At 57.2% G+C, this 22,403-nt stretch carries 26 protein-coding genes; 10 read left to right on the plus strand and 16 right to left on the minus strand.

The genetic code is table 11. The features are described 5' to 3' along the window. The first annotated feature begins 62 nt into the window (after nt 1-62). On the plus strand, nt 63-842 hold the full coding sequence (locus tag OSH03_RS01775; protein WP_266178096.1) for an SDR family oxidoreductase: 780 nt from the start codon (nt 63-65) through the stop codon (nt 840-842). Between the two features lie 51 nt (nt 843-893). Here the strand turns inward: OSH03_RS01775 and OSH03_RS01780 are convergent, their stop codons facing one another. After that, entirely contained in the window at nt 894-1,472 is a 579-nt protein-coding gene (locus OSH03_RS01780; protein WP_266178097.1) for a TetR/AcrR family transcriptional regulator, read from the minus strand. A 104-nt stretch (nt 1,473-1,576) separates the two neighbouring features. Between OSH03_RS01780 and OSH03_RS01785 the strand changes: the two genes are divergently transcribed. The 3 genes from OSH03_RS01785 to OSH03_RS01795 all read left to right on the plus strand — a co-directional run bounded on the left by OSH03_RS01785 (nt 1,577) and on the right by OSH03_RS01795 (nt 3,401). Next, entirely contained in the window at nt 1,577-2,044 is a 468-nt protein-coding gene (locus tag OSH03_RS01785; protein ID WP_061098304.1) for a nuclear transport factor 2 family protein, read from the plus strand. A gap of 89 nt (nt 2,045-2,133) precedes the next feature. Beyond that, complete coding sequence (locus OSH03_RS01790) at nt 2,134-2,727, plus strand: TetR/AcrR family transcriptional regulator (RefSeq protein ID WP_266178098.1); 594 nt, start codon at nt 2,134-2,136, stop codon at nt 2,725-2,727. 74 nt (nt 2,728-2,801) lie between these two features. Further along, nucleotides 2,802-3,401, plus strand: coding sequence for an NAD(P)H-dependent oxidoreductase (locus OSH03_RS01795; RefSeq protein WP_266178099.1), 600 nt, complete (start codon nt 2,802-2,804; stop codon nt 3,399-3,401). Here the strand turns inward: OSH03_RS01795 and OSH03_RS01800 are convergent. Then, entirely contained in the window at nt 3,394-4,278 is an 885-nt protein-coding gene (locus OSH03_RS01800; protein ID WP_266178100.1) for a LysR family transcriptional regulator, read from the minus strand. The two genes, OSH03_RS01795 and OSH03_RS01800, sit on opposite strands and share 8 nt — an antisense overlap. Before the next feature lie 125 nt (nt 4,279-4,403). Here OSH03_RS01800 and OSH03_RS01805 point away from each other — a divergent pair, with 125 nt between their 5' ends. Together OSH03_RS01805 and OSH03_RS01810 are read left to right on the plus strand one after the other, a co-directional pair. Next, the gene (locus tag OSH03_RS01805; RefSeq protein ID WP_266178101.1) at nt 4,404-5,801 is read left to right on the plus strand and encodes an amidohydrolase family protein; all 1,398 of its coding nucleotides are present in this window, start codon (nt 4,404-4,406) and stop codon (nt 5,799-5,801) included. A gap of 14 nt (nt 5,802-5,815) precedes the next feature. After that, nucleotides 5,816-6,289 (plus strand): DMT family transporter, encoded by a 474-nt coding sequence (locus OSH03_RS01810; RefSeq protein WP_266178102.1) that lies wholly within the window; start codon nt 5,816-5,818, stop codon nt 6,287-6,289. A 63-nt stretch (nt 6,290-6,352) separates the two neighbouring features. On the opposite strand, the gene OSH03_RS01815 is transcribed toward OSH03_RS01810, so the two are convergent. Then, a complete protein-coding gene (locus tag OSH03_RS01815; protein ID WP_266178103.1) occupies nt 6,353-6,829 on the minus strand; it encodes a WbuC family cupin fold metalloprotein in 477 nt (158 codons plus the stop codon). 287 nt (nt 6,830-7,116) lie between these two features. Here OSH03_RS01815 and OSH03_RS01820 point away from each other — a divergent pair, with 287 nt between their 5' ends. Continuing rightward, entirely contained in the window at nt 7,117-7,587 is a 471-nt protein-coding gene (locus tag OSH03_RS01820; RefSeq protein ID WP_266178104.1) for a hypothetical protein, read from the plus strand. A gap of 44 nt (nt 7,588-7,631) precedes the next feature. On the opposite strand, the gene OSH03_RS01825 is transcribed toward OSH03_RS01820, so the two are convergent. Continuing rightward, a complete protein-coding gene (locus tag OSH03_RS01825; protein WP_266178105.1) occupies nt 7,632-8,549 on the minus strand; it encodes a LysR substrate-binding domain-containing protein in 918 nt (305 codons plus the stop codon). A gap of 361 nt (nt 8,550-8,910) precedes the next feature. Here OSH03_RS01825 and OSH03_RS01830 point away from each other — a divergent pair, with 361 nt between their 5' ends. Both OSH03_RS01830 and OSH03_RS01835 read left to right on the plus strand, forming a co-directional pair. Continuing rightward, complete coding sequence (locus OSH03_RS01830; protein ID WP_266178106.1) at nt 8,911-9,348, plus strand: VOC family protein; 438 nt, start codon at nt 8,911-8,913, stop codon at nt 9,346-9,348. A 222-nt stretch (nt 9,349-9,570) separates the two neighbouring features. After that, on the plus strand, nt 9,571-10,527 hold the full coding sequence (locus OSH03_RS01835) for a hypothetical protein (RefSeq protein WP_266178107.1): 957 nt from the start codon (nt 9,571-9,573) through the stop codon (nt 10,525-10,527). A gap of 122 nt (nt 10,528-10,649) precedes the next feature. On the opposite strand, the gene OSH03_RS01840 is transcribed toward OSH03_RS01835, so the two are convergent. Beyond that, the gene (locus tag OSH03_RS01840; protein WP_266178108.1) at nt 10,650-11,132 is read right to left on the minus strand and encodes a glutathione peroxidase; all 483 of its coding nucleotides are present in this window, start codon (nt 11,130-11,132) and stop codon (nt 10,650-10,652) included. 136 nt (nt 11,133-11,268) lie between these two features. On the opposite strand from OSH03_RS01840, the gene OSH03_RS01845 reads away from it, so the two are divergent. After that, entirely contained in the window at nt 11,269-12,540 is a 1,272-nt protein-coding gene (locus OSH03_RS01845) for a serine hydrolase domain-containing protein (protein WP_266178109.1), read from the plus strand. Here OSH03_RS01845 and paaY read toward each other — a convergent pair. The 11 genes from paaY to paaC all read right to left on the minus strand — a co-directional run bounded on the left by paaY (nt 12,449) and on the right by paaC (nt 22,396). Beyond that, nucleotides 12,449-13,045: a phenylacetic acid degradation protein PaaY gene (gene paaY / locus OSH03_RS01850; RefSeq protein WP_151413827.1), complete on the minus strand. Its 597-nt coding sequence runs from the start codon at nt 13,043-13,045 to the stop codon at nt 12,449-12,451. The genes OSH03_RS01845 and paaY overlap by 92 nt on opposite strands. A gap of 9 nt (nt 13,046-13,054) precedes the next feature. Continuing rightward, nucleotides 13,055-13,990, minus strand: coding sequence for a phenylacetic acid degradation operon negative regulatory protein PaaX (gene paaX, locus OSH03_RS01855; RefSeq protein WP_021241337.1), 936 nt, complete (start codon nt 13,988-13,990; stop codon nt 13,055-13,057). Between the two features lie 133 nt (nt 13,991-14,123). Next, nucleotides 14,124-15,440, minus strand: coding sequence for a phenylacetate--CoA ligase PaaK (gene paaK, locus OSH03_RS01860; protein WP_266178110.1), 1,317 nt, complete (start codon nt 15,438-15,440; stop codon nt 14,124-14,126). A 27-nt stretch (nt 15,441-15,467) separates the two neighbouring features. After that, entirely contained in the window at nt 15,468-16,673 is a 1,206-nt protein-coding gene (pcaF, locus tag OSH03_RS01865) for a 3-oxoadipyl-CoA thiolase (RefSeq protein WP_266178111.1), read from the minus strand. Next, entirely contained in the window at nt 16,673-17,095 is a 423-nt protein-coding gene (gene paaI, locus OSH03_RS01870) for a hydroxyphenylacetyl-CoA thioesterase PaaI (RefSeq protein WP_253541848.1), read from the minus strand. The genes pcaF and paaI overlap by 1 nt, the downstream gene beginning before the upstream one ends. Further along, nucleotides 17,085-18,509, minus strand: coding sequence for a 3-hydroxyacyl-CoA dehydrogenase PaaH (gene paaH / locus OSH03_RS01875; RefSeq protein WP_266178112.1), 1,425 nt, complete (start codon nt 18,507-18,509; stop codon nt 17,085-17,087). Before paaH ends, paaI begins: the two co-directional genes overlap by 11 nt. A gap of 1 nt (nt 18,510) precedes the next feature. After that, nucleotides 18,511-19,299 (minus strand): 2-(1,2-epoxy-1,2-dihydrophenyl)acetyl-CoA isomerase PaaG, encoded by a 789-nt coding sequence (gene paaG, locus OSH03_RS01880; RefSeq protein WP_266178625.1) that lies wholly within the window; start codon nt 19,297-19,299, stop codon nt 18,511-18,513. Further along, nucleotides 19,299-20,066 carry a 2,3-dehydroadipyl-CoA hydratase PaaF gene (paaF, locus tag OSH03_RS01885; protein WP_266178113.1) on the minus strand — a complete coding sequence of 256 codons (768 nt, stop codon included), beginning with the start codon at nt 20,064-20,066 and terminating at the stop codon, nt 19,299-19,301. Before paaF ends, paaG begins: the two co-directional genes overlap by 1 nt. Continuing rightward, nucleotides 20,063-21,133 carry a 1,2-phenylacetyl-CoA epoxidase subunit PaaE gene (gene paaE, locus OSH03_RS01890; protein WP_266178114.1) on the minus strand — a complete coding sequence of 357 codons (1,071 nt, stop codon included), beginning with the start codon at nt 21,131-21,133 and terminating at the stop codon, nt 20,063-20,065. The genes paaF and paaE overlap by 4 nt, the downstream gene beginning before the upstream one ends. A 7-nt stretch (nt 21,134-21,140) precedes the next feature. Then, a complete protein-coding gene (gene paaD, locus OSH03_RS01895) occupies nt 21,141-21,638 on the minus strand; it encodes a 1,2-phenylacetyl-CoA epoxidase subunit PaaD (RefSeq protein ID WP_266178115.1) in 498 nt (165 codons plus the stop codon). Between the two features lie 11 nt (nt 21,639-21,649). Then, nucleotides 21,650-22,396 (minus strand): 1,2-phenylacetyl-CoA epoxidase subunit PaaC, encoded by a 747-nt coding sequence (paaC, locus tag OSH03_RS01900; RefSeq protein WP_266178116.1) that lies wholly within the window; start codon nt 22,394-22,396, stop codon nt 21,650-21,652. Between the last annotated feature and the right edge of the window lie 7 nt (nt 22,397-22,403).

Consider the following 22,403-nt stretch of genomic DNA (forward strand, 5'->3'; position numbering starts at 1 on the left):
CTTGTCAATTTCTCAGTCTATGTTGAATATACCCGTACTGTAAATAACGGGAGTTATTGGTCATGTCATTAGATATTAATTTCACAGGCAAGCGCGTGCTTGTTACCGCTGGCACAAAAGGGCTGGGAAAAGCAGTCGTCGGGCTTTTAAAACAACTTGGTGCAACGGTATTTACCACGGCGCGCCATGAGCCGGAGGTCAATATCGCAGATACATTTGTAGCCGCTGACCTTACGACAATTGCAGGATGTGACCTGGTCGCATCAGCCGTTCAGGAACAGATGGGAGGAGTCGACGTGATTATTCATGTGGCAGGCGGTTCCACCTCACCCGGCGGCGGTTTTGCTGCGCTGGGAGAAGAAGCGTGGCAGCAGGAGCTCAATCTTAATTTGCTGCCCGCAGTGCGCCTGGATCGCGCCCTGCTTCCCGGAATGCTTGCTCAGGGAAACGGGGTAATTATTCACGTGACCTCTATTCAGCGCGAACTGCCGTTACCGGAATCAACCACCGCGTATGCAGCGGCTAAAGCGGCACTTTCGACATACAGTAAAAGCCTCTCAAAAGAAGTGTCGCCGAAGGGGGTTCGGGTTGTGCGCGTCGCGCCCGGCTGGATCGAAACCGAGGCCGCGGTGGCGCTGGCGGAGAGGCTGGCTACGCAGGCAGGCACAGACTACGAAGGCGGCAAGCAGATCATTATGAAGTCGCTGGGTGGAATACCGCTGGGACGCCCTGCCAGGCCGATTGAAGTGGCTAACCTCATCGTCTTCCTCGCGTCATCGCATGCTGCGAGTATTACCGGTACTGAATTTGTCATTGATGGCGGCACCATCCCGACGGTGTAACGCGGGTGCTTAATCGGCCCCGGATGAGGGCTGATTAAGCACAGAGTCATCTCATTGGCCCGTCAGCTTTTCTAAGCCCGTTTTCAACGCGTTTATTACTGCTTCTGTATCCATTCCCATTTGGGCATGAATAATAGCCCCGTCGATAAGCATCATAATGTCGTTACAGGTCTTTTCATCCGCTATATCGGCGAGCATTTCGATTTTTTTCTTTGTTTCTGCCTTATGGTCTCGGCATATCTCTTTTATTTCATTTTCAATCTCTTCGGATTTTGCCTCTGCGCTGGCGTTAATAAACGCGCAGCCGTGAAAATCGGGTGAAATAAACCATTCGTGAAGCGTTGCAGCTATCGCACCAGAAGGTGATTCGCCTTCGTCCAGATGTCGACGTAACGTAGCTTCAAACCAGCTAATCCATATTTCATGCCGATAGTGCAAATAGGCGAGAATAAGCAAATTTTTACTCGGAAAATGGCGATAGAACGTCACTTTGGTGACTTTTGACGCCTTAATCAGCGTATCCACCCCCGTCGCCCTGAAGCCTGTGGAATAAAACAGATCGTGTGCCGTAAGTAATATTTTATCCCTGACGCTGACTTTCTGTTCGTTACTTGCGGATTGTGTTTTCATTTTTTCGACGGCCTCAAAACGGATATTGACAGCGTTATTTTTCAGGCATAGATTACATCAGGTAGACAGACCTGTCTACTTCATATAACGCTGAGGTTATCGCTATGAACACACGTCCTCCATTACCGCCCTTCACTCGCGAAAGCGCCATCGAAAAAGTCAGGCTGGCCGAAGACGGCTGGAACAGCCGCGACCCGGCAAAAGTCGCGCTGGCCTATACGCTGGATACCCAGTGGCGCAACCGCGCGGAGTTCGCCACGAACCGCGAGGAAGCCCAGGCGTTTCTGGCGCGGAAATGGAAAAAAGAGCTGGATTACCGCCTGATTAAAGAGCTCTGGGCGTTTACGGATAACCGGATCGCGGTGCGCTATGCCTATGAATGGCATGATGATTCCGGCAACTGGTTCCGCTCCTACGGCAATGAAAACTGGGAGTTTGAGCCGGACGGGCTGATGAAGCGCCGCTTTGCCTGCGTAAACGATATGCCGATAAAAGAATCTGAACGTCTGTTCCACTGGCCGCTGGGCAGGCGCCCGGACGATCACCCTTCTCTGAGCGAACTGGGGCTTTGAAGTTCCGGTTCCGCTCTGGGAAACAACGGGTGCAGCCCCCTGCCTAAACGCGTAAACTACCATGAGTAGATAACAGAACCGAGGAAAGCATGGTCGTTAAGCGCTTAAGAAAAGAGGATCGTCGCGTGCAGCTGCTGGAAGTGGCGCGCGGAATCGTTCGTCAGCAAGGCACGGAGGCGCTGACGCTGGGCTACCTGGCAGAGCGGGCAAACGTGACGAAGCCTATTCCCTACGATCACTTTGGCGATCGCGAAGGGCTGCTGATGGCGCTCTACCAGGACTATAGCGACCGGCAGCTGGCGAAGTTCAGGGAGACACTGGCGGTAGACAGCAAAACCCTGAACAAGACGATCCGCTTTTTCAGCGCCGCCTATATCGACTGCGCCATTACCGCCGGACCGGAAACCGGTCCGATTGCGGCGGCGCTGTCCGGCTCCCGCGCGTTGCAGACGTTCCGCGAGGCGTGCGTGGCTGAATGTGCCGACTGCCTGCGTACCGCGCTGTCCCCGTTCGTCGTGCTGAAAGGCGTTCAGGGAGAAGCGGCGCTGACGGCCATCATAGGTGCGGCGGATGCGCTAAGCACCGCCGCGGGTAACGGCGTGCTGGCTCGCAATGTTGCGGAAGATACGCTCAGCGGCGCGATGTCCGGCGTGCTGGAGACCTACGCGAATAGCACAAAATGATCGTTGGGTGCGGATTGACAGCTAAGTTACCAATAGTAATATAACTGGCAGTTCTCACCCACTTCGAGGTCGCTATGTCTGCAACACACGCTATTAATAACGCGCTGATCGTGACGGCTCATCCTGTCGACACGTCGTTATCCCATACGCTGGCCGCACGCATTGCCGGTAAATTACGCGAGCAAGGCACGCAGGTTGAGATCGCCGATCTTCATGCGGAAGGGTTTAATCCGGCGTTTTCTCGCCCCGATCTGGATTTATATCACGGCGATCCGAGCGCGCTTCCCGACGATATCCTGCGCGAGCAGCAGCGCGTCGAGCGAGCGGATATGCTGGTGTTTGTCTTCCCCATTTACTGGTGGTCGGTCCCCGCGCTGTTGAAAGGCTGGTTCGATCGCGTTTTAACCCTGAACTGGGCGTATAAGGTGGCCGACGACGGCCGAATTGTGGGCAACTTACGGGACGTTCCCGTCCGCCTGATTGCCACCGGCGGCAGCGATCTCGCTGGATTCGACAAGCACGGCTATTCGACGGCAATTCAGACGCAGATAATCGAAGGGGTATTTGGCTTTTGCGGGTTAAAGAACGTTAAGCTCGATATTCTTTACCAGGCAGACACGGCTACGCCTGAGCAGGTTGAAGATTTCCTGCAAAGCCTCGGCAGCATTAAATAATCCCGGCTATCCAGTCAGCAAAGGCGCGCACGGCTGGAGAAAGATATCGCTGGTGGGGATAGAGCAGCGTGACCGGCACCGACGGCGGCTGCCAGTCCGCCAGCACCTCCACCAGCCTTCCCTCGCGCAGATGCTCTGCGACAATATTCTCGGCCACCTGCACCAGCCCAAAACCCTCCAGACACATTTGAATATAGAGCCCCGTTTCATTGACGGCGGCGGCACCGCTCACCGGAACAGACAGCATTTCAGCGCCCTGAGCGAAGCGCAATTCGTTCGCGCGTCGCGTCTGGCCGGAAAAATAGTGAACCGCCCGGTGCCCGCTAAGTGCATCCGGCGACGGCGGAATGCCGTATTCCCGGAGATAGCCCGGCGAGGCGCAGGTGACCCAGCGAAAGCGGCCCAGCGGACGGGCTACCAGCGTGGAGTTATTCAGTTCCCCCGTTCGAATGACACAGTCGACGCCCTCCTGCACCAGGTCAACCTGACGATCGCTGACGCCGATCATGAGGTAGATATCCGGATAAAGACGGTAAAAATCATTCAGCTGGGGCATCACGATGTGATGAGCAATCCCGGCTGGCATATCCACCCGCAGGCGACCCTGTGGTCTACTGCCGGAATCGCTCAGGCTGGACTCCGCCTGGTCGATTAATGCAAGAATTTCACGACACTGCGTCAGGTACTGCAAGCCTTCGGGCGTCAGGCTTACCCGCCGTGTCGTCCTGTTCAGCAGGCGCACCTGCAGGTATTTCTCCAGATTTTTAATGGTGCTGGTGACCGTTGAGGCAGGCAGGGAGAGGGTTTCAGCCGCACGCACGAAGCTGCCGGACTCCGCCACCCTTATAAAGATCTGCATAGCCTGGATACGATCCATTCGTTCTTCCACCTGTAGAATTCAATTATTCGCTGATTATGAATAAAGAAAACATATTACGCGCCTTTTTCACGCTAATCGAGTGACGTAGCTTGTGGACAGTAGTTAACAAGAGAGACGAAAAAATGACCGATTACGTAAGAAATATTGTGAATAATCAGAACACCCCTTCCCCGGCGACGCTGATTCGCGGCGCGACGATCCTCAGCATGGATGAGACCATGGGCAATATTGAACGCGGCGACATCCTCATCAAAGGGACCACGATTGCGGCCGTCGGCGAAAAACTGGAGGCACAGGGAGCCACGGTTATTGATGCCACAAACATGATTGCCATGCCGGGGAAGGTGGATACCCATCGCCACGCCTGGGAGGGGCAATTGCGTCGCATCAACCCTAATGCGGAATCGATGGAGGACTACTGCAACGCCACGCATTTCTCTTTTGCGAAATACTACCGCCCTGCCGATATGTACGTTGGCAACCTGCTCTCCGCGCTGGGCTGTATTGACGCCGGGATCACCACCGTCATTGATAACTCCCATAACAGCCGCAGCGCCGCCCATTCAGACGCCGCCGTCGAGGCGCTTCAGGATGCCGGGATCCGCGCTATTCACGCCTCTGGCTCGCCGGTATCCGGGGAATGGGACACTGCGAACTGGCCGGGAAACTGGCAGCGCCTGCAGGAAAAGTATTTTCGGAACAACCCGGAAAGCCTTGTTTCACTGGCGGCGATGGCCCAGTTGGAACCTGAGATGTGGACCGAGGCGCGCAGGCTCGGGCTACCGATCGTCACTGAATTTTTCGGCGGTGAAATGGCCTCACAGCTTGCGGAGCTGCATCAGCGGGGGATGCTGGGCACGGACAATATCTTCAATCACTGCACGGCCCTGCCTGACGAAGGCTGGGCGATCCTGCGGGATGCGGGCGTGCGGGTGAACGTCTGCCCTCGTTCCGACGCGCACTACGGCATTGAGGACGGGATGTTTGCCATTCAGTCTGCCCTGCGTCACGGCATTCGCCCTGGTCTGAGCGTTGATAATGAAACCTCATATAGCGGCGACATGTTTATGGAGATGCGCGTGGCGTTTTACCTGCAGCGCGTCATGGGCATGCATCAACAATCCTGTTGCGGTAGCGCGCACTCCCTGAAAACGCTTCAGGCCGCCCAGCTTCTGAAGGCCGCCACCATCGATGGCGCGGCGTGCGCCGGGCTGCAGGAGAAAGTAGGAAGCCTGACGCCGGGCAAACAGGCCGACCTGATCCTGATTAACGTGGGCGATCTCAACCTCTACCCCTCCGGGAATGCTTTTGGCACGGTTGTGCATGCCGCTGAGCGCAGCAATATTGATACCGTGATGATTGGAGGACGCATCGTTAAGCAAGGCGGCAACGTGCTGGGCGTGGACAGCGCACGCCTTCGTGCAGCGATTGATGAATCACGCCAGCATCTTTTTACCGCCACTGGCTATGAGCCTGACATATTTGCGGACAGCTTCCTGCCGCTGCATCAGGCGCACTGAAGGTAATGAAACGGATGAGCATGGTTTATTACGTCATCGCCTTTGCCGCAGGCCTGGGTATTACGCTGCAAACAACCCTCAACAGCCAGCTGGCAAAGGGTCTGGCCGGTGATGCGGTAACGGCGGCCCTGTTTTCTTTTACCGCCGGGGCGGTGAGTCTTGGGATTTACGCATTGCTAAGGGGTGGATTAGCCACCTCGCTTTCGGCAATTCCGTCGCAACCGCTGTGGAGCCTGACGGGAGGATTCATCGGTGCCTGCGCGCTGTTCAGCTATGTCGTGCTGGCACCGAAAATTGGTTTTTCCGCCCTGCTCGGGCTGGCGATTGTCGGGCAGTTGCTCTCGTCGCAGGTGATTGACCACTTTGGTCTGCTGGGTACCCTGCGTCGTCCGGTTTCAGCGATGCGGTTGGGCGGAATGGTCATCATGCTCGTTGGGCTCGCCATCATGCTGTTTGGCGACCGCTTCACCGAACGTTTGTTGCAGTGAACGCTAACAGCACACCTGTGTAGCCTGAAGAAGCGGGTCATCGCCCGGCACTTAAGCGCGCAATTACAGGGTAAAACCACCGTCACCCACCTGCGCCTGGGCGTACCACGCCATCAACTCCTTTGTGCCGGGTTCGTTTTCAGCAGGCGACCACGGGGTGGTATCGTGCTCGGGAACAGGCTGATACCCTCCGTGTTTTACCTCAAAAATGACGCCGCCTTTATCCAGAGACAGCACGGCATGCCAGGTGCCGGCATCCATCTCCAGCACCTTGCACTCTTCGCCTAACACTACGCGCCGGGTCACGTTGCCGCTGTCGTCGAAGTTCAACACCAGAAAGCGACCGCTAAGGGCCGTCAGCAGTTCAAACGTGTGCGGGTGGCGATGAGGGCGAACATAGGTGCCGGGCTCCATGGCGATAGCCAGGCGCTGCACCGGGTCGCTCAGCTCAGGATGTAAATTACGATGCGCCCGTAAGCGAGGAGAATTTGCGGCCTGCTCGCTTTGCTGCTGCAGGTCACTGAAGGTAATTTGTTTCATATAAGCCTTTGCGAATGTGGCGATTAACGGCAAGCCGATTGCTGCACGACGTTATACCATTCTGAAAAGCCGATGAGCTATGGCGTTTGTGAAACAAAACGCTGCAGTGAGAGGATCTGCAATGTTGGGGCCCAGAGCGTCACGTTGAGTAAAACTCACATTGACTGCCACTATTTATCGTTTTTCAAACATAACCGCATTGAAATACCATCCGTTCATCACTGGTATATTGCTGGCAAGAAATTGATAGCAAAATTCAAATAATAATATATGTGTATGGAGTACCTATGACACTCGATGTTTTGTTTCATCTAATGAAAATGACCTCACCTGAAAAAAACACCGCCGGTGAAAATATACATGCGCTCATCACGTTACTTTCATCAGATAGCGATCGCGCTGAGGCGCTTTCGCCATTCATCCATCGACTGCATCTCCTGTCTTTCGCTCAACGCAATCCGGGTAACGCCGAAGCGTTGCTCTCGGCACACATTCCAAAAGACGATGCAACCCTAATCCTGCCTGACTTCGCGGACTGGCCCCGGATGCGTTACACAGGGTCCGGGGAGGTCCAGACGCCGGAATCAGAAGAGTATTTCAGCAAAATGACTTCGGCTACCAATGTGATACGCGCGGCGCTGATCGACGCCGAGCGAGCAAAAGGAACGCCTGCGCTTTATATTCTGGATAAGTTACTCAACCTGAACAGTGCCCTGCCGGAAAGATATAAGAAAATGGCAAATATTCCCTACGCCTGAATGCATTCAACAGGCAGGATATTCCGCGAGAAATATCCTGCTTTTTATTTCATTTTGTAATCAAGACAGACGATATCCAGAGAAGGAATAACCGGCGCGTTAAGGCTAAGCCACGCCAGCAGACGTTCAATACTCTGTCTTCTGAGCGAATTTTTCGGCCACACAAGATAGTAGCCGTCCCCCGTTGCTATCGCCTCCCTGAAGGGCAGCGCGAGCAGGCCGCTTTTTAGTGCTTCCAGCGTGAGCCGGAGATCGGCCATCGCCACGCCGTGACCGTGCATGGCGGCGAGGCTCCCCTGTTCGAGGGTATCGAACACAATTCCGCCGCTCATGTCGAGCCCGGGGAAAAGCCCTGTTCTTTTCAGCCAGCGCTTCCAGTCCCGCCTGTCCGGAGAGGGATGGATAAGATCGCACTCAGGAAGCTGGTGCCGGGCAGACTCAAGCAGTGACGGCGGACAAACAGGAATAAGCCATTCGCTGAAAAGCAGGCTGCTCTCCGTTGACTCGCCGAAATAGCCATTACCGAGGAGGATCGCGCAATCGTATGGCTCCCGGCTGAAGTCAACGGTGTCGAAGTCCATCCAGACGCTGGCGATTTCGATTTTCGGTTTCGCATGGTTCTCGCGAAAGGTTTTGAGAACGTTCAGGAGCCATCGCATCGTCAGGGTGCTGGGCGCTTTGAGGCGCAGAAGGTGATTTTCACTGCGGAATGCGCGACAGGCCCACTCAATATTCGAGAAGCTTTCGCTAAGCTGACCGGCCAGAATACGCCCGGCTTCGCTGACCTCCACTCTCGGCCCCTGCCGCTTAAACAGCTCGCAGTCGAACCACATTTCAAGCGTCCGGACATGCCTGCTAACCGCTCCCGGAGTGATATTCAGTGCTTCAGCGGCTTTGCTGAAGGAGTTCAGCCGCGCGGCAACTTCAAACGCGCGCAGCGCGTACAGTGGCGGTAAAGACATACTTTTCCTTTCAGTGAGGTGAGATCAGGGTGTTATTTTTATTATCGGCACTCAGCTACTTGTCACTCAGTTCTTCAGGCGGAAACGTCAACAGTGACTCCCTGAGAATGGATCCAAGCTGTGCACGTTTAACATCCGGTACGTTTTTAAGCAGTGCACCCCTGCTTTTACTGATTGTTGAACCGGTCGTCATCGCCCCCGAGATCAGCAACAACGATTTATACAGCTCCGTGGGCGAAAGGCAATGCGGATCCCCGTCGTGAGCGAGCAGGCGCGGTGAATGCGACACCAGAATTGAGAGTCGTATTTCAGCCAGCCCTAAGGTAAATTCAGAATGTTTTTTGGTCATTACGGAGTGGATATGTCGCAGACGTTACCGGGAGTAGATGTTTTGTTTATCGCCGGGTTCGGGCCTATTTCGCGCGATACAGAAACCAGCATCTCCTTTTATATCCAGACACTCGGTCTGCCGCTGAAGCCGATGGAGGGGAATAGTGATTATCTGCTCACTGAAGAGGGCCAATTAGAAGGCGTGAAGCATTTTGCCGTCTGGCCGCTCGCGCAGGCGGCAACCTCCTGTTTTGGAGAAGAACAGTGGCCAGAAGAGCACCCGATACCGCAGGGTTGGATTGAGTACGAGGTGCAGGATCTGGAATCGGCTACCCGAGTTCTGAGTGAAAAAGGCTATCGGTTGCTGGTGGCTAACCGTATGGAACCGTGGGGGCAAACCGTCACTCGCCTGCTCAGCCCGGAAGGCTTGCTTACGGGTTTGTCGATTACGCCATGGTTGCGGGGGTAATGTTTTTTGCAGAACTTGGATTTGTATGTGGGGATGTCCGCTTTGAGCCAGAAGTGGAAGTTCGCCGTTGTTCTCGCAGCCAAATAGTCGCATTACTAACATTGAGATGTGTTAATCAACGGGGAGCATGTCACTCCCTTTTTTGGTTATTGATTGGTTATCAAAATTTTATCAAAATAGCTACTCAAAACTGAATGCATCACATCAGCAGGATAGCTTAAAGTGAAACTGACCATTACTCTTTTATTTATATTAACAACGGTTGTTTCTTATCTATGGATATACCAAGGGTTTGAGAGTCCTTGGTATTTACTTAGTGAAGAACAACATCTATATATATATTCCACGCAAGCACAAGTGATTGCTGCCATTTATGGTCTAACAGTTACGGGTTATATATTCCTTAGAAACAATCAAGACAAACAGAAAGAAAATGACTCAACTAAAATAGATGCAATAAATTTAACTCAAAACAATGAAAGAGTTTTATTATTTGCGTTAACTTTTTTTTCATTATCAACAATTCTACTGGCTGTTTTTACTTTGGTATCATTTGATGATAAAGTAAATATGGTTAGAGTTGTGTCTAAAAATTTATGTGCGGCATTTTTCATAATAACTATTTTTCTTTTTTGTTATTTCATTCTGTACGTCCTGCGGTTAGATAAAATTGAAAAAGCAAGTGAGGAAATAAAAAAATCCATAGACGAGCATGAAGAAAATAAAAATTATGCTAGTCAGTCTTCGTCAGATATGAATGGGAATAATAGCAAGCTCAATGATAGTAATACGATTGAAGAAAAAAATGAAAATAAAAATCATGATGATACTACAGATTCTCTCGCTTTATTTTTATATAGATTCAATGAGTTGGAATCATTTCTCAATAGGCTGCTTAATAAGTTATATTCTAATCAAGCCCAATCCATTGGCATTGATTCAGTTCCAGCACAATATTATAGCTCTTCTAGAAAAGGTAAAAGGTATCGCTCTATTTCAATTGCGCTAAATGAGTTGGTTAAATTTGGTCGTATTGAAAGCCGGTTGAATAATGATTTAAGGGAAATAATTAAATATCGCAATGCTTTGGTCCACGGCCAAGATTTAATCCCATCAAAAATCATGATTCAAAAAATTGATAGAATTGCAAAGGAAGTTGAAAGTTTATTAATAAATTAAGATTAAAATAAGGCCCAAAATTGGGCCTTAACCAGATAACCAGCAACGTCAGCCTTTGGCACAAAGCGGACATCATGAATTCCTCAAGTACCAGAATAATGACTGATTCCAATACCAGACCCCTACCCCCCTAAAGCCTCCACAATCGCCCCCTCCATTTTCTCTGGCGAGGTCATCGGTGCAAAACGCTTGAGGGGTTTACCGTCGCGTCCGATCAGAAACTTAGTAAAGTTCCACTTAATCCGCCCCCCCAGCACACCGGGCAATTCTTTTTTCAGATAACGAAACAGCGGGTGCGCTGTGCTGCCGTTAACCTCGACCTTCTCGAACATCGGGAAGCTCACGCCGTAGTTAACGTGGCAGGTCTTTGAGATTTCATCGGCGTCGCCGGGTTCCTGTTTACCGAACTGGTTGCAGGGGAAACCCAGCACCACTAACCCTTGTTCGGCGTATTTCTTGTATAGCGCTTCGAGACCCGCATACTGGGGCGTAAAGCCGCACTGGCTGGCGGTATTGACGACCAGAACCACCTTCCCAGCATAGTCGTCCATTGAGATAAGACGTCCATCCAGGCTGGTGGCGGTAAGTTGATGAAAGCGTGTCATGCTGAAATCCTCAAAGCAGGCAGAATAGTCACCGAGACCACCCACGCGGCGGCCTCCGTACAGAAAGTTTACATTCACACAGGCTAAGTGTGATACATTCCCGCCGCGCCAATGACCATCACACTCGCTATCAGGTATGCAGAACATCACTAAAAAAATTTGCTGGCTTCTGCTTACCATCCCACTCCTCAGCGGTTGTGGCACGCTCTCGCAAATGTCCTCCCCGGAAGGTACCCAGGAACTCCTCACCCATGAATCGCTGGATGGCGACGTTGACAGCGTGGTGCGTCACTACATGGTGCAAAAATCCGTTCCAGGAATGACGGTCGCGGTAATTCACAATCACGGCTCACCGCAGTTTTATACCTGGGGCGTTACCGATGCGGTCAATCGTTACCCGGTCAGGCCAGATACCCTGTTCGCGCTCGGCTCGCTCAGCAAAGGGATCACGGCGGAAGTGGTGGCCTGTCTGGTCAGTGAGGGGCAACTGAACTGGAAAGACAGCCTGGCAACATTGCTACCGGCTGGTACGCCGCTGAGCAAAGATGCACAAAAAATCACCCTGCTGGAGCTGGTAACCCACACCTCCGGCCTTCCGCGCCAGAATATGGATGTTCCGATGCTCGGAAAATTCATCCGCTACTTAAGCACGGGTGATAACTTCTACGGTGATCTGGACAGCGATAACGTGCTGAACTATCTCGCCAGCTGGCGCGCGCCGAAGGATAAAACGCCGCAATACTCCAATACCGGCTACGCCCTGATTGGCTATATCCTGAAGCACAAAACCGGGGAAGATATTCAGAGTTTAGCCTCGCGCTATATTTTCCGTCCGCTGCACATGGCTAACAGCAGCTTTACGCCACAGAAGCTTAAAGGATACCCGCAGCGGGCGCTCGGCCACGCGGGCGATCAGCCAAAATTTATCCCGCGCGGGCAGCTGACGCCGGACTGGCATTTCTCCAACAACATGGTGGCAGCGGCGAGCTTGTACAGCAACGCCGAAGATCTGGCGGCCTATGCCCGCTATCACGTCTCTGTGACCCACAATCCCTTGCTGGACAGCGTCTTTGACGAAGTCAGAAATACCGATATTCAACGCCCCGACGGGGTGCAGGGCATTGCCTGGACCACCGACTTTATCGGTCTCGAAAAAATCACCTATCAGGTCGGCTATATCGGCGGCTACTCCAGCTTTATCGGCTATGACAAAGAAAAAGGTAATGCGGTGGTGGTGCTGCAAAATACCTTTAACTGGAGCAACTATATTGGCATCGCGCTATTGATGGATATGGCGAAAAAAGACGGTCTTACCCCTACACCGCCGACTTCGGCCTTAAATTCTCGTCAAACGTCAGCCGTTTCCGGTCAGGCTCAGCCTCGCGCAGCGGCTCAACCTGGTGCATAGTTAGCTTGCAGCGCTCCACCAGCACCTGATACTCCCGCGTGCCCTGCCGCTTCCACGCCAGCTCCTGCTCGCTCAGCTCGCGAATCGCTTTGGCCGGGCTGCCGATAATCAAGTAGTTGGCAGGCATCTCCGCTTTCGCCTTCACGAACGCCGCCGCGCCGACTATGCTGTTTTCACCGATGACCGCCCCGTCCATCACCACCGCGTTCATACCCACCAGCGCGTTACGGCGGATGATGCAGCCGTGCAGGATGGCGCTATGGCCGATATGCCCGTCTTCCTCCACCACCGTGTCCTGCTCCGGAAAACCGTGCATGACGCAGTTATCCTGAATGTTGGCGCCGTCTTTCACGACGATACGGCCAAAATCGCCGCGCAGGCTGGCGTTCGGTCCAACATACACGCCCTTGCCCAGAATCACGTCGCCAATCAGCACCGCCGTTGGGTGAACATAGCTCTCGTCCGGCACCACCGGCGTCAGACCGTCAATTTGATAAACTGGCATCTTCACTCCTTATGCGCTTGTAAGGCCACCAAAGCGTTGATAGTAGAGCGTGCCGGGCACGGGCAGCTCGCCCACGGAGGTTTCCCCCTTCTCGCTGACAAACGCCAGCGCCCCCGGCGCGACACGCTGATAGATATTAATGCAGAGCTGACGGGCGCTTTGTCCCGCCCAGTGCGCGGGCAGTAACTCCTCCGGCAGCAGCGGATCTTTCAGCACCACGCGACGATAAAAATGAATCAGCAGCAGCTGGATCTGGAAGCAGCGCTCCGGCGTCAGCTCCTCCGGCGCGGCCTCCTTCAGCAGCGGCAGCAGCGGGCGGAACGAGTTGATAAACGACTCGTACATCGCGTTTTGCTCGGTTAGCTGCCAGCACTCTTCCACCCGCGAACGCAGCGCCGCGCGGGAGAGCGCCAGCGGCGAGTGGGCTTCAAAGAAAATCACGTTTTCCGCCACGCCGGCATCGTGAAGCAGGGACTGCACGTCCGCCAGATGCTGCGACGGCGAGGCCATCAGGCTCGGCGCCAGCGTGCCAAACCCCTGCCAGATCAGCTGTTTTTTGACGTCGGCGAGGGTGGTTTTATCCAGCCCTTCGGAGAGCAGCAACAGCCATTTGCCGTCCCAGGCGGGCAGCTCTGCGCGATAGATCTTATTCTCCGCGCGACGCGTCAGGCGCAGCCCCTTATCGCTCAGGCGGTAAAAGCTGCGTCGCCCGATGCGGGAAACATCCAGCCAGCCCTCTTTGTTGAGGCGAAACAGCGCGGTGCGCACGAAGCGCTCGCCAAATCCCATGCCTTCCAGTAAGGCGGCAAGGCTGCCGAGCCAAATCTCGCCGCCGCGGTGGGAAAGCGCGTCACCGTATAGCGAGGAGATAAGCGACGTTCCGCTGACGGGAACCGAGCTGACCGCGTGCTGGATAAAGGCGTCGAGTTTATTCATGTGATTCATTCTGTTGTTATTTTTGTCCTGGATGAATCATAGCATAGGATTCTGGGATAGCCCCTCACCCTAACCCTCAGCCCAAAGGGAGAGGGAACTTTTACACCCTCTCCCTTTGGGAGAGGGCTGGGGTGAGGGAAACTCAACCGTTGGCCGCAATTTTACGCAAATCAAACACCCGGCAGGCTTTCCCCTCCGAGCGCGGAATGCTGCCGCAGTTCACAATCATCACGTCGGTGGAAATCCCCACCATCGACTTAATGCGGTGGCGCAGCTGGTGGCACACCTGGCAGCGCTGCTCGTGCGTCAGCGTTAAGCTGCTCTCTTTCAGCTCCACCTTCACGGAAAGCGAATCAAGATGCCCGCGACGGTTCACCTCCAGCTGGTAGTGCGGAGAAAGGTGTTCGAACTTCACAATCTCCTCTTCCAGCTGCGACGGGAAGACGTTGACGCCGCGGATGATCAGCATATCGTCACTGCGGCCGCTGATCCGGTCCATGCGCCGCATGCTGCGCGCGGTGGCCGGGAGCAGGCGCGTCAGGTCGCGGGTGCGGTAGCGGATCACCGGCAGCGCCTCTTTGGTCAGCGTGGTGAACAGCAGTTCGCCCTGCTCGCCGTCGTCCAGCGGCGTGCCGTCGTTCGGGTTGACGATCTCCGGGTAGAAATGATCTTCCCAGATGGTCGGGCCGTCGGCGGTTTCGATACACTCCATCGCCACGCCCGGCCCCATCACCTCGGAGAGGCCATAAATATCCAGCGCCGTAATGCCTAAGCGTTTTTCAATTTCGCGACGCATAGCCTGCGTCCACGGCTCGGCGCCGAAAACGCCCACGCGCAGGGAGCAGGAGCTGGCGTCGCCGCCCATCTGGCGCTCCAGCTCCTCAATCAGGTTGAGGCAGTAGGATGGCGTCACCATGATCATGTCCGGCTGGAAATCACGGATCAGCTGCGCCTGTTTCTCCGTCTGGCCGCCGGACATCGGGATCACCGTCGCGCCTAAACGCTCGGCGCCGTAGTGCGCGCCAAGCCCACCGGTAAACAGGCCATAGCCATACGCCACGTGAATTTTGTCCTTCGCGCTGCCGCCCGCCGCGCGCAGGGAGCGGGCCACCAGATTGGCCCAGTTGTCGATGTCGCCTTGGGTATAGCCAACAACGGTCGGTTTGCCGGTGGTGCCGGATGACGCGTGAATACGCACCACCTGCTCCATCGGCACGGCAAAGGTATCAAACGGGTAGTTATCCCGCAGGTCCTGCTTGGTGGTGCACGGGAATTTGCGGATATCCGCCAGCTCTTTGAAATCGTCAGGGTGAACGCCCGCGGCGTCAAACTTGCGTTTGTACATCGGCACGTTGTTATAGGCGTGGTGCAGCGTCCATTTCAGACGCGCGGTCTGCAGCGCCTGCAGTTCATCAAGGGAGGCCGTTTCAATCGGATCAAGCTTTGTTGTATTTGTCATTGTAGGGTACTCACATTGTTTTTATGCTCAAACACGCTCAAGGATCATGGCAATGCCCTGACCCACACCGATGCACATCGTACACAGCGCGTAGCGCCCGCCGCGTCGGTGCAGTTCATTACTCGCGGCCAGCGCCAGCCTGGCGCCGCTCATCCCCAGCGGGTGGCCCAGCGCAATCGCGCCACCGTTCGGGTTGACGTGCGCGGCATCATCCGGCAGGCCCAGCTGACGCAGCACGCCCAGCGCCTGCGCGGCGAACGCTTCGTTAAGCTCGATCACGTCCATCTCGTTAATGCTGAGTCCGGCGCGTTCCAGCACCTTGCGGGTGGCGGGTACCGGGCCGAGTCCCATCAGACGTGGCTCCACCCCTGCCGTCGCCATCGCCACGATCCGCGCGCGCGGAACGAGACCCTGCGCCAGCGCCATCTGCTCGCTGGCGACGATCAGCGCCGCCGCGCCGTCGTTGACGCCGGAGGCATTTCCCGCCGTGACCACCCCGTTCTTACGAAACGGCGTTTTTAGCCCGGCAAGCTGCTCAAGCGTGGTGTCCGCGCGGGGATGTTCATCTTCGCTGAACTCGGTGACCGCCCCTTTTTTGCCCGGCACCCGCACCGGCACAATCTCCTGCGCCAGAATGCCGTTCTGCTGCGCCTGCGCGGTACGCTGCTGGCTGCGCAGCGCGAACGCGTCCTGATCGGCACGGCTGATATTTAACAATTCAGCTACATTCTCTGCCGTTTCCGGCATACTGTCAGTTCCGAATTGCTGATGCATGAGCGGATTCACAAATCGCCAGCCGATGGTGGTATCAAAGATCTCCGCCTGACGCTGAAACGCGGCGGTGGCTTTGCCCATCACAAACGGCGCGCGGGACATCGACTCCACGCCGCCCGCGATCAGCAGGTCGCCGTCGCCCGCCTTAATGGCGCGTGCGGCAAAACCAATCGCGTCCAGCCCCGAGCCACACAGGCGGTTAATGGTGGTTCCGGACACCGTCTGCGGCAGCCCGGCGAGCAGCGACGACATGCGCGCTACGTTGCGGTTATCTTCCCCCGCCTGGTTGGCGCAGCCGAAGATCACGTCGTCAATCCGCTCCAGATCGAGCTGCGGATAGCGGGCCAGCAGCGCGCGCAGCGGCACGGCGCCGAGATCGTCGGTTCGAACGGCGGAAAGTGCCCCGCCGTAGCGCCCCACCGGGGTTCGAACGCCATCACAAATAAATGCGTCACGCATCAGGCCTCTCCTGTCACATTGCCGCCGATGCGGTGAGATTTTCCGCGAAAAAGGGCGACGGTTTTCTGTTGCTGGTTCTGAATTTCAATGTCGTACACGCCGGTCAGCTTGCCCTGATGCTTCACCCGCGCGGTGGCGGTAAGCGTGTCCCCGGCAAAGCCCGGACGCAGAAAATCAATCGAGCAGCCGGAGGCCACCGCCGCCAGCCCCTGGCTGTTGCAGGCGTAGGCAAAGGCGGTGTCTGCCAGCGAAAACAGCTGTCCGCCGTGGCAGGTTTTATGGCCGTTGAGCATCTGCGGGGTGATGGTCATGGACACCACCGCGTAGCCGTCGTCCATGTCGACAATGTCCATCCCCATCGCCTGCGCGCAGGCGTCCCGTTCATACATGGCGCGGGCGTTATGCCAGGCGTTATGACTCATAGCTACTCTCCAGAAGCGCGCGCTGGCGCAGCAGGGAACAGGGGCGATAGCGCTCTTCGCCGTAATGACGCTGCAGGTTCTCCAGCAGCGTCAGCAGGCGCTGCCAGCCCAGACGCTCGCCCCAGGCGATTGGTCCGCTCGGGTAGTTGACGCCGAGGCGCATGGCGGTATCGATGTCCTTCTCGCTGGCGACCCCTTTTTGCAGGGCATCCAGCGCTTCGTTGGCAATCATCGCCACCGTGCGCCAGACCAGCAGGCCGGGATAATCGGCAATCTGCACCACCCGGTGCCCCTGCTGCTGCAGGTAGCGAATGGCCTTTTGCGTCGCGGTATGCGGGTTGCTGGCGGCTGCGGCAATCACCGCCACGTCGCGCTCGATGCGGTCCACCACCACCACCGGGCCGTTAAGCCGCAGCGCCAGCGCCTGCGCGGTTTCACCCTGCGTTTCGATCAGGTACACATCATCAATTTCGGTGACACCGTCACGTCTTTTTTCCACGCGCATCGGGCTGTAGCTGTCGTTCACAGCCTGCACCCACTGCACGGCGGGTTTGTCGCCCTGCCAGTCGTAAACGCCCTTCCCGCTCTTTTTGCCCAGCCTTCCCGCCAGCACCAGCTCCTGCTGCACCAGCGAGGGCAGAAAACGACGCTCCTGCCAGAAGGCGTTAAATACCGAGCAGGTCACCGCAAAGTTGACGTCCTGACCGATCATGTCGGTCAGCTCCAGCGGCCCCATCGGGAAACCGCCGCCTTCACGCAGGGCGGCGTCAATCACCTCCGGCGGCGCGACCTGCTCTTCCAGCGCGCGCCAGGCCTCGGAATAGAACGGACGCGCGACGCGGTTGACGATGAACCCCGGCGTTGACTGGCAGCGTACGGGCTGTTTGCCCCAGTTCAGCGCCAGCTCGCACAGCGCGTCGGCCACTTCCGGAGAGGTCGCCAGCCCGCTGACCACCTCCACCAGCTTCATCACCGGCGCCGGGTTAAAGAAGTGCAGCCCGGCGACGCGCTCCGGATGGTGGACATCCGCGGCAATCGCCGTGACGGAGATGGAAGAGGTATTGCTGGTCAGCACCGTCTGCGGCGGGCAGATTTCAGCCAGATGCGCAAACAGCGCCTTTTTCACCTCCAGCCGCTCGGAGGCCGCTTCAATCACCAGTTCGGCGGCGGAGAGCGCGGTGATATCCGTAACCGGAAGCAGCCGGGCGAGGATCTGGCTCCCGGCATCGGCGGAAAGTTTTCCGCGCGTCACCCGGGAGGCCAGACGCTGGCGGATCCCGTCGATGGCGCGGGATATCGCATCGCTTGAGATGTCGTAGAGCAGCACCTGATGCCCGTGGCTGGCCGCCACTTCGGCAATCCCGGCGCCCATCGTGCCGCTGCCAATCACGGCGACAGTCCGTATGTTCAGCATCTTATTTCCTCGTAAAGTTCGGCGCGCGCTTCGCGAGGAAGGCGCTGACGCCCTCGCGGTAGTCGTCGCTGCGCCCGGCCAGGCGCTGATAGTCGCGCTCCAGGTCAAGCTGCGCGTCCAGGGTGTTGGTTTCCGCGGCGTTGATCGCCTGCTTGATCAGCCCCAGGCCGAAGGTCGGTTGAGAGGCAAAATGCAGCGCCATCTGCTGCGCGGTGGCGGAGAGCTGGTCGTCGTCCACCACCTGCCAGATCATCCCCCACGCCTGCGCCTGTTCGGCGCTGAGCTTGTCGCCGAGCAGCGCCAGCCCCATGGCGCGGGCGCGTCCGGCCACGCGCGGCAGCAGCCAGGTGCCGCCGCAGTCCGGCACCAGGCCGAGCTTGCTGAAGGCCATCACGAAGTTGGCGGAACGGGCGGCAATCACCATGTCGCACCCGAGCGCCAGCGTGGCACCGGCACCCGCCGCCACGCCGTTGACCGCGCATATCACCGGCTTCGGCAGCTTTGCCAGGCGGCGCACCAGCGGGTTGTAGAAGGTTTCTACAGACATTCCCAGATCCGGCGCCGGGCCGTTGGGGTCGACGTTACGGTCGTTCAGATCCTGACCGGCGCAGAACCCGCGTCCCGCCCCGGTGATCAGCAGGCAGCGAACGGCATCATCGCGCTCGGCCTGCTTCAGGCACTCGGCAAGCTGCTGGTGCATAACGTCGTTAAAGCTGTTCAGACGCTCCGGACGGTTCAGCGTAATGGTCATTACGCCCTGTTCTACGTGACTGAGAATAAATTCCACAATTAGCGTCCTTTAAAGTCGGGGGTGCGTTTTTGTAAGAAGGCGTCGATCCCTTCCCGGCGGTCTTCGGTGGCGGAAAGCAGCGTAAACAGCTGGCGCTCCTGCGCGAGCCCGGCCTGGAGCGACACCTCCTGAGACTGGCGCAGCGCCTGCTTCGCCGCCTGCAGCGCCAGCGGCGAGTGGCGCGCCATCAGCGCCGCCTGCTTCAGGGCATACTCCAGCGTCAGCGCTGCGGGGAAAACGTCGCTTACCAGCCCGGCATTCAGCGCCTGCTGCGCGGAGAGGCTCTCGCCGGTCAGCACCATTTTGCTGGCAAGGGATTTACCCACGCTGCGGATAAGACGCTGGGTGCCGCCCGCGCCGGGCATAATGCCCAGCGTGATTTCCGGCAGGCCGAAACGGGCGTTGTCGCCGGCAATGACCACGTCGCACAGCAGCGTCAGCTCGCAGCCTGCGCCCAGCGCGAAGCCGTTCACGGCGGCAATCAGCGGTTTGTTAAACGCGTTAATGCGTGCCCACAGCTGCGGGCGGATATCGTTCAGGGTGGCGGGCAGGTCTTTCTCCGCCATTTCGTTGAGATCGGCCCCGGCGGCAAAGCAGCGCTCGCTGCCATAAATTACGCAGACGGAAATCTCGCGGTCAGAAGCCGCGGCCTCAAGCTGCTCGGCAAGCTGCGCCAGCAGCGCATTGTTGAGGGCGTTACGCGCCGCCGGACGGTTCAGCGTCAGCTGCAGCACGCGGTCATGTCGGGTAACAATCAGTTCGCTCATGCCATCCCCTTCGCGTCAAAGTCGACAATCACGTCGGCGGTCAACGGCAGCGACTGACAGCTCAGTACGTACCCGGCGGCCAGCTCGTCCGGCTCCAGGCTGTAGTTGGTTGCCATGTCCACCTTGCCTCGCAGCACTTTGCATTTGCAGGTGGCGCACACGCCGCCCTTGCAGGCGTAAGGGAGATCCGCCCCCTGGCGCAGGGCGGCATCAAGAATGCTTTCGTCGTCCGCCGTCAGGGTGATTTCACGGTCGCGCCCGTCCTGACGCACGGTCACTTTTTGACCTTCTGCCTGTACGTGCACCGCACGCTTCACGGTGATCCCTGAGGTGTTAAAGCGCTCAAGGTGAATGGATTTTTCCGGCATCCCCAGCGCCTTCAGCGTCGCTTCGGCGTCGTCCATCATCGCCGACGGGCCGCAGATAAACGCCTCGTCGTACTGGCGGAAGTTGATCAGGGTTTTCGCCAGCGCCTGCAGCTTTTCTGCGTCGATGCGGCCAAATAGCAAATCGCTGTCCAGCCGCTCCTGGCTGAAGATGGAGAGCAACTGTAAACGCTGCGGGTATTTGTCCTTCAGGTCCGCCAGCGCCTGGCGGAACATCATGCTCTGGCTGCTGCGGTTGCCGTAGATCAGGGTGAAATGGCTGTTGGGTTCGGTCGAAAGCGTGGCGGAGATAATCGCCAGCATCGGAGTGATCCCGGAGCCTGCCGCAATCGCCAGGTAGTGGCCTTCACGGTCAGCCTGCGGCTGGTAGCCAAACTGTCCCTGAGGAACCATCACCTCCAGCGCCATGCCCGCTTTGATCTCATCCCGGGCATAGCGGGAAAAGCGCCCGCCTTCGATGGCTTTAACCGCCACGCTGATCTCGCCCGGCGCGGTGCTGCGGCAGATGGAGTAGCAGCGGCGCAGTTCGTCCTTATCCAGCGTCGTTTTCAGGGTCAGGTGCTGGCCGGGGCGGAAGCGGTAGGCCTCCTGCAGCGCCTGCGGCACCGCGAAGGTGATGGTCACCGCGTCGCGGGTTTCAGGTTCCACTTTTGCCACTGTTAAAGAATGAAACGTTGTCATGGCAGCCTCAAATACATTTGAAATAGTCGAAGGGCTCGCGGCAGGTATTGCAGCGGTAGAGCGCTTTGCAGGCCGTCGAACCGAATTCACTGATAAGGGCGGTATCGGTGCTGGCGCAGCGCGGGCAGCTCACCTCTGCCGGGGCGTGCGCGTGGCAGCTATGGCCCACGGGTGGGCTGATGCCGTACGCGCGCAGGCGCTCGCGCGCGTCGGCGGTCATCCAGTCGGTGGTCCAGGCGGGTTCAAGCTGGAGCACAATGTGCACCGGGGTAAAGCCGCGCCTGGTCATCGCGTCGCGGATCGCCCGCAACAGGTGTTCCGTTGCCGGGCAGCCCGAGTAGGTTGGCGTGAAGCCAATCACCCAGCCTTCCCCCTGTGCCTTCACGCTGCGCACCATGCCTAAATCGGTGATGGTTAATACCGGCACTTCCGGATCGGGGATCTGGCTTAACAGCGACCAGATCTCAGGTATTTGCGCAGGCGCGATGTCGACGAGGCGTTGCATAGCGTTCTCCTTTACCACTGCTGACCGGGATACGCGCGCTGGAGATACTGCATTTCCGCCAGCATCGGGCCCAGATGTTCGGTATGAAGCCCCTTCTTGCCCCCGGTGCGGTACGCCACCTCTGCGGGAACCTGCAGGCAGGCTTCTTTGAGACCAGCAAACACCTCGCTTTCCCACGGCTGGCGCAGAGTTCGCGGGTCTACCGCCACACCGGTGTCAATAAGCTCAAGCTCGACGTCATCGGCGTCAAACAGCTCCGCCGTAAACCGCCACAGGCTGTCGATGGCCTGCTGCATTTTTTGCGCGGACGTGTCGGTCCCGTCGCCCAGCCGCACCAGCCAGCCGCGGCTGAAGCGCAAGTGGTAGCGCGCCTCTTTAATCGCTTTGGCGGCAATAGCGGCCAGCTGGCCGTCGCTGCTCTGAGTCAGACGTTCGTACAGCGCCACGTTCCAGGCGTCCATCAGGTACTGGCGGGCAATGGTGTCGGCGAAGCTGCCGTTCGGCTGCTCCACCAGCAGTACGTTGCGGAACTGGCGTTCGTCGCGGCCAAACGCCAGCGTGTCTTCATCGCCCTGACCTTCTGATTGCGCAGCATAGGTCAGGAAATTGCGCGCCTGCCCCAGCAGGTCGAGGCCGATATTGGCGAGCGCGAGGTCAATTTCCAGCTCCGGCGCGTGGCCGCACCAGGCGCCGAGACGCTGGGAGAGCACCAGACCGTTGTCGCCCAGACGCAGGGCATAGGCAGTCACTGAGTTCATTCTTTGC

The sequence above is a fragment of the Enterobacter nematophilus genome (genome assembly GCF_026344075.1).
GTDB classification, from domain to species: Bacteria; Pseudomonadota; Gammaproteobacteria; order Enterobacterales; family Enterobacteriaceae; genus Enterobacter; species Enterobacter nematophilus.

Coding starts and splice junctions, on each gene's coding strand:
- paaE (WP_266178114.1), bottom strand. CDS start 21,133: ATGACAACGTTTCATTCTTTAACAGTGGCAAAAGTGGAACCTGAAACC.
- paaF (WP_266178113.1), bottom strand. CDS start 20,066: ATGAGCGAACTGATTGTTACCCGACATGACCGCGTGCTGCAGCTGACG.
- paaY (WP_151413827.1), bottom strand. CDS start 13,045: ATGCCAGTTTATCAAATTGACGGTCTGACGCCGGTGGTGCCGGACGAG.
- OSH03_RS01775 (WP_266178096.1), top strand. CDS start 63: ATGTCATTAGATATTAATTTCACAGGCAAGCGCGTGCTTGTTACCGCT.
- paaC (WP_266178116.1), bottom strand. CDS start 22,396: ATGAACTCAGTGACTGCCTATGCCCTGCGTCTGGGCGACAACGGTCTG.
- OSH03_RS01845 (WP_266178109.1), top strand. CDS start 11,269: ATGCAGAACATCACTAAAAAAATTTGCTGGCTTCTGCTTACCATCCCA.
- OSH03_RS01810 (WP_266178102.1), top strand. CDS start 5,816: ATGAGCATGGTTTATTACGTCATCGCCTTTGCCGCAGGCCTGGGTATT.
- OSH03_RS01820 (WP_266178104.1), top strand. CDS start 7,117: ATGACACTCGATGTTTTGTTTCATCTAATGAAAATGACCTCACCTGAA.
- OSH03_RS01830 (WP_266178106.1), top strand. CDS start 8,911: ATGTCGCAGACGTTACCGGGAGTAGATGTTTTGTTTATCGCCGGGTTC.
- OSH03_RS01800 (WP_266178100.1), bottom strand. CDS start 4,278: ATGGATCGTATCCAGGCTATGCAGATCTTTATAAGGGTGGCGGAGTCC.
- OSH03_RS01780 (WP_266178097.1), bottom strand. CDS start 1,472: ATGAAAACACAATCCGCAAGTAACGAACAGAAAGTCAGCGTCAGGGAT.
- OSH03_RS01815 (WP_266178103.1), bottom strand. CDS start 6,829: ATGAAACAAATTACCTTCAGTGACCTGCAGCAGCAAAGCGAGCAGGCC.
- paaK (WP_266178110.1), bottom strand. CDS start 15,440: ATGACAAATACAACAAAGCTTGATCCGATTGAAACGGCCTCCCTTGAT.
- paaI (WP_253541848.1), bottom strand. CDS start 17,095: ATGAGTCATAACGCCTGGCATAACGCCCGCGCCATGTATGAACGGGAC.
- OSH03_RS01795 (WP_266178099.1), top strand. CDS start 2,802: ATGTCTGCAACACACGCTATTAATAACGCGCTGATCGTGACGGCTCAT.
- OSH03_RS01840 (WP_266178108.1), bottom strand. CDS start 11,132: ATGACACGCTTTCATCAACTTACCGCCACCAGCCTGGATGGACGTCTT.
- OSH03_RS01805 (WP_266178101.1), top strand. CDS start 4,404: ATGACCGATTACGTAAGAAATATTGTGAATAATCAGAACACCCCTTCC.
- pcaF (WP_266178111.1), bottom strand. CDS start 16,673: ATGCGTGACGCATTTATTTGTGATGGCGTTCGAACCCCGGTGGGGCGC.
- OSH03_RS01785 (WP_061098304.1), top strand. CDS start 1,577: ATGAACACACGTCCTCCATTACCGCCCTTCACTCGCGAAAGCGCCATC.
- OSH03_RS01790 (WP_266178098.1), top strand. CDS start 2,134: ATGGTCGTTAAGCGCTTAAGAAAAGAGGATCGTCGCGTGCAGCTGCTG.
- paaH (WP_266178112.1), bottom strand. CDS start 18,509: ATGCTGAACATACGGACTGTCGCCGTGATTGGCAGCGGCACGATGGGC.
- paaD (WP_266178115.1), bottom strand. CDS start 21,638: ATGCAACGCCTCGTCGACATCGCGCCTGCGCAAATACCTGAGATCTGG.
- paaX (WP_021241337.1), bottom strand. CDS start 13,990: ATGAATCACATGAATAAACTCGACGCCTTTATCCAGCACGCGGTCAGC.
- OSH03_RS01825 (WP_266178105.1), bottom strand. CDS start 8,549: ATGTCTTTACCGCCACTGTACGCGCTGCGCGCGTTTGAAGTTGCCGCG.